The 16,950-nt window shown below is 54.9% G+C and carries 16 protein-coding genes and 1 pseudogene; 6 read left to right on the forward strand and 11 right to left on the reverse strand.

Annotated features, from left to right (window positions below; genetic code table 11):
- Positions 1-124: 124 nt before the first annotated feature.
- Positions 125-214 (forward strand): annotated as a pseudogene (locus OCY70_RS21750) (antibiotic biosynthesis monooxygenase); the annotation flags it as partial.
- A 601-nt stretch (positions 215-815) separates the two neighbouring features.
- Here OCY70_RS21750 and OCY70_RS21755 read toward each other — a convergent pair.
- Both OCY70_RS21755 and OCY70_RS21760 read right to left on the reverse strand, forming a co-directional pair.
- Positions 816-1,121: a spore coat protein gene (locus tag OCY70_RS21755; protein ID WP_213428742.1), complete on the reverse strand. Its 306-nt coding sequence runs from the start codon at positions 1,119-1,121 to the stop codon at positions 816-818.
- Positions 1,122-1,140: 19 nt separating this feature from the next.
- A complete protein-coding gene (locus OCY70_RS21760) occupies positions 1,141-1,344 on the reverse strand; it encodes a spore coat protein (protein ID WP_261945166.1) in 204 nt (67 codons plus the stop codon).
- Positions 1,345-1,594: 250 nt separating this feature from the next.
- On the opposite strand from OCY70_RS21760, the gene hfq reads away from it, so the two are divergent.
- Complete coding sequence (hfq, locus tag OCY70_RS21765) at positions 1,595-1,822, forward strand: RNA chaperone Hfq (protein WP_087442306.1); 228 nt, start codon at positions 1,595-1,597, stop codon at positions 1,820-1,822.
- Positions 1,823-2,043: 221 nt separating this feature from the next.
- Entirely contained in the window at positions 2,044-3,222 is a 1,179-nt protein-coding gene (locus OCY70_RS21770) for a cation:proton antiporter (RefSeq protein WP_213428737.1), read from the forward strand.
- 79 nt (positions 3,223-3,301) lie between these two features.
- Here OCY70_RS21770 and OCY70_RS21775 read toward each other — a convergent pair whose 3' ends face one another.
- The 6 genes from OCY70_RS21775 to OCY70_RS21800 all read right to left on the reverse strand — a co-directional run bounded on the left by OCY70_RS21775 (position 3,302) and on the right by OCY70_RS21800 (position 11,250).
- Entirely contained in the window at positions 3,302-4,426 is a 1,125-nt protein-coding gene (locus OCY70_RS21775; RefSeq protein ID WP_213428735.1) for a Ger(x)C family spore germination protein, read from the reverse strand.
- Positions 4,423-5,517 (reverse strand): GerAB/ArcD/ProY family transporter, encoded by a 1,095-nt coding sequence (locus tag OCY70_RS21780; RefSeq protein ID WP_213428733.1) that lies wholly within the window; start codon positions 5,515-5,517, stop codon positions 4,423-4,425. Before OCY70_RS21780 ends, OCY70_RS21775 begins: the two co-directional genes overlap by 4 nt.
- The gene (locus tag OCY70_RS21785) at positions 5,514-6,989 is read right to left on the reverse strand and encodes a spore germination protein (RefSeq protein WP_213428732.1); all 1,476 of its coding nucleotides are present in this window, start codon (positions 6,987-6,989) and stop codon (positions 5,514-5,516) included. Before OCY70_RS21785 ends, OCY70_RS21780 begins: the two co-directional genes overlap by 4 nt.
- Before the next feature lie 217 nt (positions 6,990-7,206).
- Positions 7,207-7,512, reverse strand: coding sequence for a transposase (locus tag OCY70_RS21790; RefSeq protein ID WP_213428730.1), 306 nt, complete (start codon positions 7,510-7,512; stop codon positions 7,207-7,209).
- A 108-nt stretch (positions 7,513-7,620) separates the two neighbouring features.
- Positions 7,621-10,785 carry an MMPL family transporter gene (locus OCY70_RS21795; RefSeq protein WP_213428729.1) on the reverse strand — a complete coding sequence of 1,055 codons (3,165 nt, stop codon included), beginning with the start codon at positions 10,783-10,785 and terminating at the stop codon, positions 7,621-7,623.
- A 6-nt stretch (positions 10,786-10,791) separates the two neighbouring features.
- On the reverse strand, positions 10,792-11,250 hold the full coding sequence (locus OCY70_RS21800; protein ID WP_213428727.1) for a MarR family winged helix-turn-helix transcriptional regulator: 459 nt from the start codon (positions 11,248-11,250) through the stop codon (positions 10,792-10,794).
- Between the two features lie 729 nt (positions 11,251-11,979).
- Between OCY70_RS21800 and OCY70_RS21805 the strand changes: the two genes are divergently transcribed.
- Together OCY70_RS21805 and OCY70_RS21810 are read left to right on the forward strand one after the other, a co-directional pair.
- The gene (locus OCY70_RS21805; protein ID WP_213428724.1) at positions 11,980-12,381 is read left to right on the forward strand and encodes a DNA-directed RNA polymerase; all 402 of its coding nucleotides are present in this window, start codon (positions 11,980-11,982) and stop codon (positions 12,379-12,381) included.
- Between the two features lie 333 nt (positions 12,382-12,714).
- Positions 12,715-12,945, forward strand: coding sequence for an ATPase (locus OCY70_RS21810; protein WP_249725194.1), 231 nt, complete (start codon positions 12,715-12,717; stop codon positions 12,943-12,945).
- A gap of 103 nt (positions 12,946-13,048) precedes the next feature.
- Here OCY70_RS21810 and OCY70_RS21815 read toward each other — a convergent pair whose 3' ends face one another.
- Entirely contained in the window at positions 13,049-13,762 is a 714-nt protein-coding gene (locus OCY70_RS21815; RefSeq protein WP_213428782.1) for an N-acetylmuramoyl-L-alanine amidase, read from the reverse strand.
- A 202-nt stretch (positions 13,763-13,964) separates the two neighbouring features.
- On the opposite strand from OCY70_RS21815, the gene OCY70_RS21820 reads away from it, so the two are divergent.
- Positions 13,965-14,246, forward strand: coding sequence for a YqzE family protein (locus OCY70_RS21820; RefSeq protein ID WP_213428721.1), 282 nt, complete (start codon positions 13,965-13,967; stop codon positions 14,244-14,246).
- A 38-nt stretch (positions 14,247-14,284) separates the two neighbouring features.
- On the opposite strand, the gene OCY70_RS21825 is transcribed toward OCY70_RS21820, so the two are convergent.
- Together OCY70_RS21825 and OCY70_RS21830 are read right to left on the reverse strand one after the other, a co-directional pair.
- Complete coding sequence (locus OCY70_RS21825) at positions 14,285-15,484, reverse strand: phospholipid phosphatase (RefSeq protein ID WP_249725192.1); 1,200 nt, start codon at positions 15,482-15,484, stop codon at positions 14,285-14,287.
- A 380-nt stretch (positions 15,485-15,864) separates the two neighbouring features.
- Complete coding sequence (locus tag OCY70_RS21830) at positions 15,865-16,947, reverse strand: YqhG family protein (protein WP_213428780.1); 1,083 nt, start codon at positions 16,945-16,947, stop codon at positions 15,865-15,867.
- Positions 16,948-16,950 lie beyond the last annotated feature (3 nt).

The following is a 16,950-nucleotide window of genomic DNA, read 5'->3' on the forward strand; positions in this document are numbered from 1 at the left end:
CTATTCAACCCAAGAGTATAGCGAGTCGGGGCCGGCGCTTGATATCCATGAATTGAAAATAATAATCATCATCAATTATAATGGAAGGAGCGGATATGATTTATTTTGAAGGAGAGGAAAATAAATGTTGATAGAAACAAAAACGATTACGGTCAAAGAAGGCACTTCCGACTTGGTTGTGCAGCGTTTCTCGGGAGAAGGCGCCTACCAACAAGCCTGATTCCCACAGGGTATCATTCCTCTCAACCGCTTATCCGGTTACGTCAACATTGCTTCTTTATAGAGGGGCTGGTAACTCGCCAGCTCCTCTTATTTTTATGTTCACGCTCCTTCAGCTTCGAGAATCGGCCCCTCCGCAGCCGCACCCCGATTCCGATTGGACGCGATGATGGGCAAGCGCATTCCGGCCTCCCATTTCTCATCTTCGGCCCCGCGACGCTTTCCAGATGGCGAGGAACAAGATCGGAAGCACGAAGAATAAGGACAGGAAAAGAGCTCCGCCCGCCAGAATGGCCAGCATCAGTATGCACACGGCTCCGATTATGAAGAATAGACAGCCTCTTGCGACAGACAGCATTGCACTCATCACCTCACTTGCAGCTCTTCTTCTTATTCTATGTGCCAGCAAGTGCAGACAAGACAGGAGAAACTGCAATCTTTGTCTGTCCCAACATCACGATGAGGTTGACGATGTTTGCCTTTTTGTATAATAATTGGATAAAAGACAGGGGGAATGAAGGGGCAAAAATACAGGGAAGGAAAGAGGGGAACAGGAATCCGAGCGACAGGACCGTTCCCCAATCTTGAACGGCCTGCTATCCGTTCCGCTGTACCATGTTCAGTGCCGTGTTCGCATTGTTCATATCAAGCTGAAGCTGTTCCTGCAGGTTATACGGGTGGTAATAGCCATTCTTCATCATGTACGCGGTTAATTGCTCATGGGCCTGAATGGCGGTATCGAGGTGATTGCGCAAAACCGTCCGTACCTCCGGAGTCGCGGCTTCGGTCAGCGCGGTAGCCAGATCTTTAATCCCGGACTTGGCTGCAATCAGCATATCCGTTGCAACGACCTGATCGGTCATGCCTGCGGTGCCTGTCAAATTTTCCATGATCGTATTCATTGTGTGCCTCCTTTCATCATTAGCTGCGGGCTCTGGATAACAGTCCTTGATAATCCTTAATCGCTTGGGCCGATTGTTGAATGTCTTGCTGCATTAAGCCTTTCAGCTCCTGGCAGGACACCAGGTTGACCATCGTTGCCGTTTTGGTCATGCATGCATTTTTAAAAGTGAGGAGCTCATGAAGCTCCAACGTCTCGTGCGCGCCCAGACTTCTTGTTTCCACTTGCATTCACCCCCCTCAGCGCAGCAGATCATACTTAGTATGGGAGTGGACATGGGGATTATGTATGGGGAAAGACGGAAATCATGATATGGATTTCCTCCAAACAATTTTCGTCAAACTTGTCGATATAGTAAGAATACAGACACGTTTTGGCGGTACAGAAAGACATCCTGTGAACTATTTTTCTCTCTGTCTGAAATCTGGTAAACTTAGCAGTAGGTTGACTTTAAAAGGAAGGGGATGATCGCACTTGAAGAAATCGACCGATCGAAGCTTGCAAGAGCAGTTTCTTACGGAAGCGATCCAGCAGGAAGTGCCCGTCACGCTCATTACGAAAAATGGAATCCAGATGAAGGGCATGATTACGTCATTCGATGTGTACACGATTGTGCTCAAAATCGATTCCAAGTACAGCCTTATCAACAAATCGGCTGTCTCCACCATCATCCCGTCCCAACGCCTCTCCCTGTTCAAGTAGCAAATTTCGTTTTCGTACTGGGGTTGTCCTGTCGTCCGCAGACGAAGGACAACCTTTTTGCACCCTTACTTAGAAATGGTTTGCAACTTACGATAAAGTGGAGTATAATAGACGTAATTCGTCTAAAAAAATACGTTTTATTTTGGAGGAGCCTGGCAATTTAGGGCTCCTCTTTGTCTTTTTTTAGAAATGTTAAATTTTGTAAAGATGGGGGAATCGCAATGGAATTTATTCTGTATCTTGCCTTGATTCTGCTGTGCACCAAGGTGGCAGGGGACATCTCGGTCCGCCTCGGGCAGCCCGCCGTATTGGGGAAGCTGATCGTTGGCATCCTGCTCGGTCCGGCTGTGCTGGGCTGGATTGAGAAGGACAGCTTCATCACTCAGGTATCTGAAATCGGTGTCTTGCTGCTGATGTTCATTGCCGGACTGGAGACCGATGTCGATCAGCTCCGCAAAAACTGGAAATCGGCGTTTGCGGTTGCCGTTGGCGGCATCATTCTGCCTTTTATTGGCGGCTACAGTTCAGCGATCGCGTTCGGTTTTTCTTCGAATTATGCGCTGTTCTTCGGCGTTATCTTTTGCGCGACTTCGGTCAGCATTTCTGTCCAGGTCCTTAAAGAAATGAACAAGCTCAACTCCAGAGAAGGGACGACAATCCTTGGGGCCGCCGTCGTGGACGATGTGCTTGTCGTTATCCTGCTGGCGTTCATTATGAGCATCGTCGGCCAAGGGGGAGACGTCTCTATCGGACTGCTCGTCGGTAAGAAACTCTTGTTCTTCGCCATTACTTTCGTGGCCGGCTGGCTTATCGTGCCGCGCGTGATGAAATGGCTGGCTCCGCTTAAGGTGACCGAAGCGGTGATTAGCGCGGCCTTGATTATTTGCTTTGCGTTTTCCTATTTTGCCGAGTGGATGCAGATGGCCGGCATTATCGGCGCCTTCGCTGCCGGCATCGCGGTGTCGATGACCCCATACAAGCATGATGTCGAGCATAAGGTCGAGCCGATCGCTTATTCGATCTTTGTTCCGGTTTTCTTCGTCAGCATCGGGCTGAATGTGTCATTCGACGGCATCGGCAGCCAGTTGGGCCTGCTCGCTGTCATTACGATCATCGCTGTCGTGACGAAGCTGGCCGGGGGCTGGCTGGGCGCACGCGCAACCGGATTCGACAGCCGATCCTCGCTCGCGATTGGCGCAGGGATGATCTCCCGAGGAGAAGTCGCCCTCATTATTGCAGCCACAGGCTTGCAGTCCGGGCTGCTTCAGCCGGAATACTTCACGTCGATCATCATCATGGTCATTATTACGACGCTGGTAACGCCGCCTATGCTGAAGATGCTGTTCAACAAGAAAGACAATGCTCTCCCAGTGGAGCAAAAAAACAGTGTAAATATGTAACCAATCTAAGGTAGGGCCGATTCGCCGCCGAACTTAAGAAGGTGAGGCGACTTGGCCCCCTGCATCATTTCAGCGCCGCTTATCTTACGGCCCCCATACCGACGATCTTGACTTCCACCTTCACATTAACAATCGCCTCTTCGAAATAATCCTCCCAATGTTCTTGGGCTTTCTTCCATTGCGGATATGCGTGGGCTCTTGCATACATGCCGAACCCCGCCGGATCGATGCGCGCTTTTTGCAGCTTGCGAATCAGACTGTTGAACTGCTCCTCCAGATTCGCGGCAATTTTCTGCTCCAATTCATGGTACGGCGACATGATATCAAACGGGAATAGACGTTCCGTCACATAGACGATGGAGCGAATGTTCACATCGAACACGAAGCGGCCCTGGGCGTACCGTGCTTGAATCTTCGGCTTAATACTCTGGAGATTGATGCTGAGCTGCTTCATGTCGACATTCCCGGGTCCTTTTTCTGGAGTCATCGGAAGATGAAGTGTAAACGGGAATTCGCCCTTTGTTTTATTTCTTAATATGTGTAGCAGCTTCGTCTCGTCGGAATTGGCCATCATTTTGAACCGGGACGATTTATCCAGCAGCGCGGTGCCTGTCAAGGTTAAGCCTTCCTCTTTGCGCATGCCGGTTATGCTAGGGGTCATCCCTTTCTCATGGACATGCCGATGGAATTCCTGGACAGTCGTCTTGGTTGTCTCATTCCGCAGCAGACCCGTATCCACCAGCTTCGACAAATATAAGGGGAGGCGAGGCTTGTCCTCGGCTGAAAATTGAATCAGGTCGCTAAGGGCGCCATCGAAATAGACGACCCGTGCAGACACGGTGCTCTTGGTGTCCCGATAGAACGGATCGAGCAATGATGACCAATTCTCTTGCGCGGCAAGCCGCTTGCCGATGATGATCGCCTGGGTCTTGCCAGCCGTTTCGATCCCAAGCGCCCGCTTGTCGAATTCTTCGCGGGAATGGCGCAAGGTGGTCGAGCGGACCTCGAATTCTTCTTCATTGTCCTCAGCCTCCTTCGAAAAAACCGGACTCGATACCGCAAGCAGCAGGTTGCCTTCTTCATCCAGATCGAGGCCGACCAGCAGCGTCAGCGCCATATTCTCGATCGTCGTATAGGTTGCGCAACCGGGAAGCGGGAGCACAACCAGCAGCACAATAACAATTGTGATGGCACGCCGCATCATTGAGTCGCCTCCTTCGGTGTCAGCTTCTGATGGATTTTGATGAACAGGTATAGCAGAAACGGCAACAGATACGAGACGATTAACCCGGAATAGCCGGCCCATTGATAATAGCGAAGGGACTCGAGCCAGGAAGGCCTGATCCACGTCGCTGCCAACAACGTGCCCATGCATATAACGAGCACATATGGCCCGTGGTTCTTCTTCCCGAACAGCTTCGCGCCGCTGAGGGAAGCTCCGTACAAAGACGGTACTAGCGACGTCGAGATCACAAACAGATAGAGGGCAAGGAAAATAATGTCGAACCGTTCAAGGAACCGGAACTCGATAACCTTCAACAGGTTCAATATCGGTTGATTGTATTGCGTGATCTCGTCCGGGCTAAAAAAGCCGAAGCAGACAATCGTGCCAAAGACATAAACCAGCATGGTCAATGTATTGCCAAGCAGGATGCCTTGGATGGCGAGATCCTTGCGCGTTAAAAACGGATACACGAAAAATACGATCTCAAATCCGAGATAGGCGGGTGTCGTGATCGGCATCGCCTGAAATACGGGCCCCCAGCCTTCCTTGAGAACAGGAAGAAAGTGGAGAAGATACCCTTCTCGCAATGGGAGCAAAAGTACCGGAGCCATCCAAATCGTCAAATAAAACATAACTTCACAATATCTGGCGATATGTGTAATATGCTTTCGCGCTGTCACATAGGCGGGGATGACGAACAGGAGCAAGATGAATGGTATTGGCGTCATCACCAGGAACCACGATTTAATATACAGCATGGTGGCGATATATATCGACCAGGATAAAAATGTGAAATGCAGGGCGACGAGCGCCAGCACGAGCTTGCCGATAACCCGACCGAACAGCCGCTCCAGCAAATCCGGAAGCGTATCTTCCGGGTATTGTCTCATGACGACAACGATAAGCATGCTGAACAACAGATTGATTAACCAAGACAGGATAAGAGATATCCACCCGTCCGTAGACGCGATCTCCGCGAGCTGGCGGGGAAGGGACAGGACGCCTATCGCTAATTGAATGCTGTGAACCAACAAGGCGAACTGCATGAAGGTGATGCGGTACTGGTTCACTTCGGCCTGCCTCCTTCAGGTGGATTCTCTCCTTGCCGTTTGAGCTGCTGCGGACCCGGGCCGGTTGGACGCGTCTTCATCGACCACAGCGGGAAGCGAAGGACCGTATCCTTCAGATCGGCGTAGCGGACGGGAGCGAATGGGCTTCCGTAGGCGGCCCCGAGCGATGTCAGCGAGCAGAGGTGAGAGATAAGAAGCATAGCCGCGCATACGATGCCGACGAAGCCGTACAGAAAGGCAATCAGCATCATTGGAAACCGCAGGAAGCGAATCGCCGTTCCCATGTCGATGTTGGGAATGATGAAGGATGCGATCGCCGTGGAGGCGACGACGATAACCATGATGTTGCTGACGATGCCCGCCTGGACGGCGGTCTGCCCGATTATTATCCCGCCAACGAGTCCAACCGTCTGTCCGATCGGCGCCGGCAGCCGGATTCCCGCCTCACGCATCATCTCTAAGGTCACTTCCATAATGAACGCCTCCAGGAACGGATGGAAAGGAACGTGTTCTCTTGATTCCGCCACGGATAAAATAAGCTGGATCGGAATGACCTCGAAATTGAATGTGATGAACGCGATATAGAGCGCAGGCAAAAATAGGGCCATAAAAAACGCAAAAAAACGAAGCAGCCGAATGAATGAAGCATTGATCCAGCGCATGCTGTAGTCATCCACACTCTGGAAGAACGACACGAACGATACCGGAGCGATCAGCACGCTCGGCGAACGATCGACAACGACAACATAGCGGCCCTGCAATATATGAGAGGCCGCCGAATCGGGCCGTTCCGTCATCAAGAGCTGCGGGAATGGAGAGTAAGCGTCGTCTTCGATCAGCTCGGACAGCTCGCCTGTATTGATGATGCAGTCGATGTCCAGCCCGTCGACGCGCCGGATCAGCTCCTGAAGCACGGCCGGATCGGCCACATCGCGAAGGTACATAATGGACAAGGTGTTTTCTCCTCTTGTCCCAACCTTCAACTGCTTGATTTGGAGCTCCCGGTTCGGGATATAGCGCCGAATCAGAGCGATATTTTGAATGCCCGTCTCGACGAAGCCTTGGTGAGAGCCTTTGATGGACGCCTCGATCGACGGATCGGTAATCGACCGCTGCGGCCAGCCGCTCGTATCGAAGATATAGGCCTCGCTTGCGCCTGGCAAGAAGAGCACGCTTTTGCCGTTAAGAAGCATCTTCTCGACCTGGTTCATGTCGGATGTCGATTCCATATTGCCGACCGTGACAGGCAGGGAATATTCCGTACTGGACAGTTGTTCAATCAGCGGGTACAGAACATGATTGTTGATGGAATTCATATCGACCAAGCCGTCGAAATAGACAAGCATGGCTTCAGTCCCGTTCGGCGTATCGACGCTCCGGAAGATCAGATCGGGAGCTTCTGAAAAGATGGACTTCAGCTGCTGCACATTGTTGAACATCTGTTCATTCACTTTCCCGTATTTTGCTGACATCTTTGCTCACCCTCACGATTGTTCATATGAGAGAAGTTTGGCTCACTGGGAACGATTTTATTCGAGCGCCAAGGAAGACCGGACAGGAAGCGGTTGTAGAGGGAAGCGTGCATCAATGACAGGAGAGATTCGCAAGGGAGGTGCCTTGCGGATCTCTCGCGGCGGCGAGGAGAGAATTGACGCTGATCAGGAAGGGAAGAGTTCAGGGCAAGCTTCCTTAAATTCGTCCCCTGTCATCCGGATGGAGTCCAAGCTCTCGGAGCAGCCGGTAGGGAATATAGAGCCCCACATAAGCTCCGGCAATCAGGAAGGACCGGTATAAAAAAACGGCATGGATTTGCGATGTTAACTGGGTGCCCTGCTTAACCACCTCATACATCACGGAAGCAAAGATTGAACCCGCAACAAAGAAGCTCAGCAGCGCCAATAGATGAAACGCGGTGGCAAGCGCACGATTCCGATGGGCAAGCCAAGCCATGACGAAGGGAACGGCAATGAGCGCAGCGATCAGTACGATTTTCACATATATCGCCTCCTTGGAACTACGATTGCCGGATGGAAGAGGGGTTATGCATGAAAAAACCGTCCGGAACAACGCATCCGGACGGGGAGGGAAGAACGTCTTCAGGTGTCACATCGCGATCCGATCGCGCTTGGCTTCATCTGCCTGGCTTGCCCGGAACGGCCACCAGTTGGCCGAACCGAACAATTTGACCATGACGGGCACGAAGAAAGGCAGCAGCAGAATGGCATAGAGCACGAGACCGGACAGAACGACGGTCGCAATCTGCAGCATGCTGAGCACGCCGGATGGATAGAAGGAGGCGAAGGTTCCCCCCAGAATGATAACGGCCGATATAATGACGGTGCCCATATTCTTCATCGCATGCAGAATGGCTGCGCCGGCATCCATATGCTTATTCTCGTTGAAGCGGTCCATCAAGAAGATGCTGTAGTCGACGCCAAGCGCGACGAGCATGACGAAGCTGAAGAACGGCGTCGGCCAACTGATGCCCGAGTATCCGAGCATATCGACGAAGATAAGCTCGGTTACGCCCAGCGACGTGTAGTACGTCAAGATGAGCGAGGCGATCAAATATAGCGGCATAATGATGGATCGCAGCAGAAGAATGAGAATGATCAGAATGCCTGCCATCATGAAGATGACGGTACGGGTATAGTCTTCCCCTGAGATCTGCTTCAGATCGGCGAAGGTGCTCGACACGCCGCCGATAGCGATATCCGCCTGTTCCCAAGCGGTGCCGGCCACCGCGCGCTCTGCCGCCGCTTGCACATTCGGAACTTGCTCGATCGCCTCAATGCCGTACGGGTTGACCGAGAATACGACGTCGAGCGTCATGACGGTGCGATCCGGGGAGACATACAGATCGATGGCTTGCTGGAAGTCCGGGTTCTCCAGCACTTCCTTCGGCACGAACCAGCCGCTGAACTCGCTGTCTGCCGTGCTGCCGACCTCGCTTAAGTATTGAGAGGCGGAATTCAGGCCCCCGGACACTTGCTCCAGGCCGCCGATGCCCTGCTGAAGCCCGTCGGTCAGCTGCGTCAATTGAGTGTTCAATTGCTGGAAGCCGTCGCCCATCTGCTGCTGGCCATTCTCGATTCGGGTCAAGCCTTCGATTACCGATGGGACCTTGCCGATAATCTGGCCCTGGCCATGAGCAGCCTGGGTGAGCCCGTTCTCCAGATCGGACAGGCCCTTAATAAGCTCATCGAGTCCGGAGGCAAGCGCCTTCTGGCCGGCAACGGCTTGGGCGTAGCCTTCATTGGCCTGGCTTAATCCGGCGGACAATGGGCCGAAGCGGCCGCTCAGCTCGCCAAGCGCTCCCGCCAATTGGGCGGTTCCCTTGCCGGTCTCGGTGACGGTGCCGCGAATGGTCAGGTAATCTTCATCGCGCAGCAGATCGGGATAGTTCTCTTCCAGGCGGCTGAAGCGGCCGTCCAGCGAGTGCAGCGCCTTCGCGGCTCCGTCCAACTGCTGCTGCATCTGCTTCAGACCGGTGTCCATCTGCTGAATGCCGTCGCCGATCTTCTGGTATGAAGCGAGAAGCTTTTCATTGGCGTTCGCCAATTGCAGGGCGCTTGCTTTGGCTTGCGACAAGCCGGCCTTGAGTTGCCCGGCGCCGGACGAGCCGTCCGTAATCCCTTGCTGAATTCGGGCCAGGCCGGCATTCAGCTCGCTGATGCCTTCCTTGAGCGCCTTCGTGCCCGCGGTAAGCTCTCCGGCGCTGTCAGCCGCTTCCTTCAGCTTCGGCGCGTTCTCGGACAAGGCGCTGCTGGCTTGGGACAGTCCGCTCTTAATATCGGACAGGCCCTGGTTGCCTTCGTCAAGTCCTTTTTCCAGTGTCTTGGCCTGCTCCGTAATCTTCAGATCGGAGATAGCCTCCCCGGAAGGCCGGCTCAGGCTCCGGACGCTGGCGACCCCGGGAACCTTCTCTACCTCCCGGCTGATCTTTTCGGCCAAGGCCATATGCTCGGCGGTATCGAGCGGCTTCCCGCTATGAACGACAATCTGGGTCGGAAGCGATTCGCCCGGCTCGAAGCTGTCGGCGATAATATTGAAGGCTTTGACTGAATCGTATTTGTCGCCAATCTCCTCCAGACTGTTATAGGAGAGCTGTCCGTTATACGTGGCCAGGAACGGGATAGTGACCGCGGCCACGATGAGCAGGGCGACCCAAGGACGCTTGAGCGAGAAGGAACCGACCGCTCCCCAAATGCGGCTCTCTTTATGTTCGAGCGAGCTGTTCCGGCTCGGCCAGAAGATGCGGGTGCCCAATACGAACATGAAGAACGGAACGATCGTGACCAGTGCGATCAGCATGACGGCGATGCCGATGGCGACGGCGACCGCCGACCGGTACAGAATGAAGGTGGATAGACCGATGGCGGTGAAGCCGACCAGCACGGCCAGCCCGGAGAACAATACCGTCTTCCCGGCCGTGCGGTACGTGGCGGCAATGACATCGCCGATATGTTCATGCCGCGGCACTTCCTCCTTGAAGCGGCTGAGGAGCAGAATGCAATAATCGGTTCCGATCCCGAACATGACGGCGACCATGAAGATCTGCGTGAAGGTCGAGACGGGGAAGTTCGCCGAATCGACCAGGAAAGCAACGATCGACTGCGAGATCAAATAACTGGCGCCGACCGCCAGCAGCGGGATGAGCGGCGCGACGACGGAACGGAAGACGAGGATGAGAATAATAAGAATAAAGGCGACCGTAATATATTCCGACTTCTTCAGACCGTCTTGGGAGCTCTGAATCGTATCCTTGTCGATGGAGTGTCTGCCGGTAATATAATGCTCGACGCCGATGGACTCCATCTCCTTGTTCATGCGGCTGATAATGTCGTCGGTCGAATGCTCGCCGGCCGCCACCCCGATAGAGGTCAGGACGGCCTTGCCGTCCCCGGAGACCAGCTTCTTCTCCAGCTCCGGCTGCGCATACGGATTCAGGACCGACTCGATGCCCAGTTCGGCCTTATGCTGCTCCAGGCGCTGTATCGTCGTTTTAATTTCGGCGATCTCATCGGCCTGCAGCCCGTCCGGGTTGTGGAACACGAGCGCAATCTGAGATTGCTCCTTGACGCCGTTCCGTGCGGCAGCTTCATCCAGGATAGCCTGGGCTTCTGTCGAAGGATACCCGTCAGGAACGGTGATCGTCCCTTTTTCCTTGACCAGATCGTTCAAGGAAGGGGCGGCGATCATCAGGCCTGCCGCCGCGATGATCCAGACGGCGATGATCGCCCATCTTGCCTTCAGTATAAATTTCATGAAGCGTTACTCCTCTCTCCTTATCAGATAGGCTAATTTTTCGAAGGTGCTGATGAAGGCCTCCACCTCCCGCTCTTCGAAATGAACCAGATAGGAAGATACCATATCCTGCACCTTCTGCTCCGCTTCCTTCAGCACCGATTCGCCGCGGGGGGTAAGGGACAGATACACCTGCCTTCGATCGGATTCATCACGAATGCGGTCGATGAGCCCGCGATCGGCAAGCCGCGTAATGATCGCGGTGATCGAGCTTTTGCCGACAAGAAAAGCATCCGCCAGCTCGGTGGGATTGCAGCGGCGGCATCCGCTGATGAACAGAAGAATCTGAAATTGTTCAGGCGTCAATTCTTCCTGAATGGCGTCCCGGATATCGGCGAACAGATGCTTCGTTACATCGAAGTAGGCCGCGATATAACGATCAATCCATTGCTTGGAATTGGAATTTGAATTTGAATTGGTAGTCAATGTTTTTCCTCCTCAATGAGTGTATGCACGGCAGAGTTGTCTATATTGTTTCATAATGAAATAGTTCGATGATAAAACTATATGCTGAAGCGTAGCGAATGTCAAACTGACAACAGGGAAAAATACATCAAAACGGAGCAAGCCACTTGAAAAAAGGGAAATCCCTTTGTATAATGATGATAATGATTATCATTGCTAATTATGTTTGCGTACATTTTGGATGAAGCCGGGGTGGAACGATGATTATTTTGCAACAGGTCATGACGGCGGCGCTGTTTGTCGTGGCTGGGATATGCCTCTGCATGTGTCTGAAGCAGGATCGGAGAACAAGGAAATCCCCGTAATAGGAAGCGGATTTCCTTTTTTTATTTTTCATTTATCTTTATTGACATTTCCTCAATGAAGGTATATACTTACAACTTATAATCGTAAATTTCACTCTCCTACGCATTTTACAATCTTACACACCTTGCCACATCTCACTTCGGAATCACCCTTATCTGCTGCCCATTCCGTCTGTCATGCCACCAAGTTTGTTGTAAGGATAGCCGCTGCGCTCGCTTGAAGCTCACGATCGGCGAGTCTGTTTCATCGTGTTCGATTACGGTTACTATTATGAAGTCAAGAATATAGTCTATCGCAAAGGGGACTGTACACAACGACATTATTTTGAGATTTCCTGCTGGCAGCAGAGTGTCCGGCAGATTGAAAGGTTTGGAGGTAATACAAATGAATACACAACTCGTGCACAATTGGTTGAACCATTTGGGCGGATACCGGGCAAGCCGCGCGATCAACGAACGCCGCTTGACCTACCGGATGTCCTACATCCAGGACGCGAAGCGTCCAGGCACGCGCCGGGAGCAAGAGCGCATTCGCCATGCCATCTCCCGCGCGAAGGAGCAAGAAATGATATTCCAGGAAGCATGCGCCCGACTGCCTGTGCCATACCGCGAAGTATTGAACAAACGGTATTTGCAGGACACGCGCGGCATCGAGCTGGATATCATCTCGGATGCGGTTGACGCCTTGACCCGCGTCTTGACGGCGATGGAGCAAGCAGGCGCGATACAATACCGTATCGTCGAAGGCTATGTCATTATGCACCGCGTTCATCAACGCACGGCATAATCGCTTCTGATCGCGGAATGATGCAACCGGGCTTTTGGAACAAGAATATGGATGCGATTCAAGTCATTCACTGTACATGGAATTTTCGAACCATTGGATATGAACCTGTCATCTCACGGATGGGTAAGCCCTCCGTTCATGCATTTCATTCTACACGATTGGGTGAACTTTAATCATGATTCAGGAATACTGATAACCCCTTAGGATAACGAAATCCTAGAGGGGTTATTTTTATGGGCGCCGGGCCATTTGCCTCCATCAGGATAGCTTTGGAGAAAATGACGCATAGTAAAACATATACAGAACCTTGGCCCAAGCTATGGAGGGATGATTATGAAAAAGGGGATAGGAAAACGGGCTAAAGAAATATTGCGAAAATTGCTTCAGGGCAGAGGGATGAGACGGCTGGCCATCGTTCTCGCACTGATGATTCCGGCAGCCGGATATGCCGGAGACGCCTCTGCACGGGCGGCTGGGGAAGAACGGCCTCCACAGTCCTTAAATGCCGCCAAGGAAGGCATTCCCGCTTCGCCCCAGCATACGTCCGAGACTTGCCAGCGCTAAGCGCGTCCCTCATGCATAGAGACAGGGAGGAGTGGCGGATGCGGACGTCATATCCTGTGCAAAGCGAGCGCCGGAAGGAAATCATCCTCCCGGCGCTTTGCAGTCAATATATGGCGTGATAATGCACGATCGCATCACAGAGCCGGGCCGCAATCGCTGTCTGCGACCGCGGATCGGTCAACATTTGGCGATCCCGGGGATTGCTCAGATAGCCCAACTCCACGATGACAGCCGGCCGATCGACGTGATTCAGCAGGTAGTACGTCTTCCCATGCTTGGGAAGAGTGCTCGTCGAGAAGAGCGGATTCAATGAATCTTGAATGAGGGAAGCCAGCAAGCGGCTTCGGCCTTCGTTCTGATGCAGGACAAGCGGACCGGTCGCCTTCGAGCGCTTCGACCAATTGACATGAAGACTGACGAACATCGATACGGGCACTTCCTGACTCAGCTGCTTCCGGTGCGCCAAGTCCTTGGAATGGCGCGAACGTACGGCTGACCACCGGTTGTCATCGCTTAGGGCATAATCGCCGGTACGGTTAAGAATGACCTGGACGCCCCGCGCTTTCAGCAATAAATAGAGCTTGCGGGCAATAGCGAGATTGATGTTTTTCTCCAAAATCTCCCCGTAGCTCGTTCCCCCGTCAATGCCGCCGTGTCCCGCATCGATCAGCACGTGCGGGGAAGGAAACGCGCCGCTGTAGACCGGGGGCCTGTCAGGAGCCGGCCAAGCGCCGACCGGTTCAGGAATATGGGCATTCCTGGCCGCCTCCTGCTGCGCGCAGGCAGGGAGGGGCAGGAATGACACGCCTATAAGCATCGCTATGATGGCATGCAGCCATCGCCTTGTCCTACGGGACCACAGGAAATTAGGCATATCGCGTGAACCACCTTCATTGTATGGAATCGATTGTCCTTATCGTGCGCAATATGACAGCGCTTCATTCCGAGGCTGGCGCGTTTGGCCGGGCAGGGAATGGGGCACACTAACATCCATCAGGGACAGGATGGAGGTGGCCGCCATGGCCAAAGGTCAGGACCTGATCAAATATATTACGCAGCAGTTTGTCACTTATATCGACACCCCTGTCGAGGCCCGGCGCGAACGCAGATTGGAGCGCAAAAACCGGGCCAAGGAGCCGTGGCAGACGAAGTGGTTCGGCATGGTGCCGTTCAGCGTGCAGATGTGGGCAGGGAAGTGGAGGCAGGCGGGGCAGCCGTTCCTGCGCCGGGCGGCCCGTCTCAAGCTGATGCGCTGGCGCAAAGGACCGCGGTCTCCGCAAGATGAAAAGGCACACTCTTGATGGCAGAGAAGTGCCTTTTTGTATGCCGATATTCAGGATTAGGATTGCGGGATGAAGTATCCGTTCGCAAGCGCGTCTTCCGCCGGAATCCAGCGCATCGCTCCCATATCGGAGCTGGATATAATAACATAGTTGGATTCAGCCTCAGCGGCAGCATCTCCGGCCGGCTCCCATCGCTGGATTCCGATATAGGCGAACGGCATCTTCATATCGAGCCCGGCACGCTGCTGCACATAGACCCACCGCTTCGTCTTGTAGTCGTTCGGTGCTCCGGATTCCGGCTTGCGAAGCTGAGGGTGCCGGGCCATCCACAAAATATTGTGGTACGGGTCGAACGGATCCCGGTAGGAACTCGGGCCCGGAACCGCATCTCCCTCTTCGCGGCTTGTCAGGGAACGGGTCTCTTCCCGCCCGGGAACGCCCTCCAGGAGGAGGGCAGGTACGGCATCCTCCGTCGATGGGGCCCCGCTGGAGGCCATGACCGCCCGAAGCTCCTTGCTCCACGGCGACGCCAGCCGCTCCGGCTTGAAGGAAGGAGGCAGCCGCTCTCCGGTCTGCGCATCAAGCCATTCCACCGCTCCGCTGCTCCATTCGAGACGCCACACCGTTAGCAGCGGGTCGAAGAAGCAGGGCTCAATATCGGCCAATACGTCCTTGCCCGCCGAAGAGGCCGCCTCTTCGGCTTGCAGCCGATGGGCCAGCGCTTGATGCAAGGTCGTCTCCTGATACGGCATGGCGCTGCCGCGCCCATATTCCGCGAGCCGGATCTCGCCCTGCTCAGTCGCTTCCAGAATCATATATCCAATCTGCTCCTGGCCCGCTATGACGCGCACGAGCCATCCGTGCATCCCGGGACCGAGCGGAACCGTCTCCAGTCCGGCCTCGCTCCAGTCGGTGAACGGTTCGTTCTTCGCCAATTGCCGCTTGTAACGGTCCGCGATGTCCCGCACGGATTCCGCCTGCATGCTTCTCGCGAGCCTGCCCCCTGGATGATGGTGTTCCGCTGCGCTTCTTATTCCAATCAGGATCACCGAATAGCGGCGTCCGTGCGCTTCCTTCGGTTCGACAGAAGCGGACTGCGCCTTCGGCAAGATGACGGGAGGCTGTTCGCCGCGAAGCGGGTACAGCGAATCCGACGCGGCCAACAACGCGAACGTGACTCCTCCCGCGGCGAGCGAGGTCAGCGCCGCCGTCGTCATCAGACTGGCCAATCTTGTCCACCAAGGCGTATTTTGCATCTCCAACACCTCTCTTGGCTATGACATTCCAATAGGCTTGCCGTGTTCTTGCGGTGCCGTGCACCGGTCCAGTATATGTATACGTTATTACCCGTCCAGCGCCAGGTTTCAACCATTTCATTGTAAGGGACAAGCTATAAAAAGGCTGTCGGAACAGGGAATGACACGTCTTGCGAAGCCGGTTCTATTTTTGCCGCAAAATGGCAATTGGCCGCGCATTATAGCCGACCGCCGCGGACATCCCGCTCCGAGAATCTGACAAGGCCCGGGGGAAGCGGAAGGCTGAGGAACAGGAACCTTGCCGCTGCCTTTGCACGGTACCTTGTCAGAAACTCACGGCTTCCATGACGGTCTCGCGCTGGCCGCTCCTCAGCACCTCGCTACTGGATCATGGGCACATGAACGAGCCCGCCATTAATGAGACTTACTTGAATTCGCGGCTCGAACTGCCACCGCACTTCCTCCTGGCGCACCTCGTATTGCTCCTCGATGCTCATGGGCCGCGCCTCTTCCTCCCCGCCTGGAGGCGGAGCGGGAGCTTCCTCTTGGCGCATGCGGCCCGGCTGTTGGGCCGCCTCGCGGATAAGCGGCTCATAGTAGGAAGCGAGGCGGCTCAATTCCTCCTCCAGCCGGACGCTTGCTTCGCGCGCCCACGTGTCGTCATGGCCGGCGATGACCTCGGCGAGGTGCTCCTCCACATGGGACACTGCCGCCGGCAGCGACAGCCGCCACGGCAGAACATGGACATGGGGCGGCAGCTTCGGCGTCACGTCCATCCGCAGCACCTCCTCCATGTAATCGAGGCGCATCCTGCCGCTGGCGAGCGAGATGCCATAGGAATGGATCTCCTCGCGCTTCAGGTCGCAGGCGAACTCCAGCTTGAAGTTGAGCAGCAGCCACGTCTCGTACGGGGCGGATTGCTTCACGCGGCGAGCTCCGCGAACGCCGCCGGCGGCCGGCGGCTCCACGAACAGCTGCACGAAGCGGCCCTCGGAATGGGCCGCCTGCATGATTTGTTCGAGGCGCTTGCTCCCGTACGTGACATCGTCGCGCGGGATGCGCCCGGGGCCGCCCCCGCCGCCGGTGAATGCGGGCGCCACGCCGAAGTAGCGCCCGAGCACGGACTCGCCGGGCGCCGCTTGCGGGGCGGCTCCGGCGGCGGCAAGCGGGCCGGTCCCGCCACCCGGCGCGGCCGGCCCCGGGGCAGGCGCCGATCCATAGGAGACGGCGCGCGGCGGCTCCGGCGGCATCGCGGCCGGATCGAACACGAACGTGAAGCGCATCGTCTCCGCCTCCGCTCCCGTGCGATCGATGAAGCCCCAATAATAGGGGCGGTTCGTCAGCACGCGATCGGCGCGCTCGGACAGCTTCACGGTCACATGGGCCGGCGACTTCTCGAGAATGTGGCAGTCCGTCGCCTCCAAATAGCGCAGCACATAGCCGCGCACTTGCTCGGTGTTCATCAT

Origin of the sequence: Paenibacillus melissococcoides, assembly GCA_944800085.1 — a bacterium.
Classification (GTDB): Bacteria; Bacillota; Bacilli; order Paenibacillales; family Paenibacillaceae; genus Paenibacillus_B; species Paenibacillus_B melissococcoides.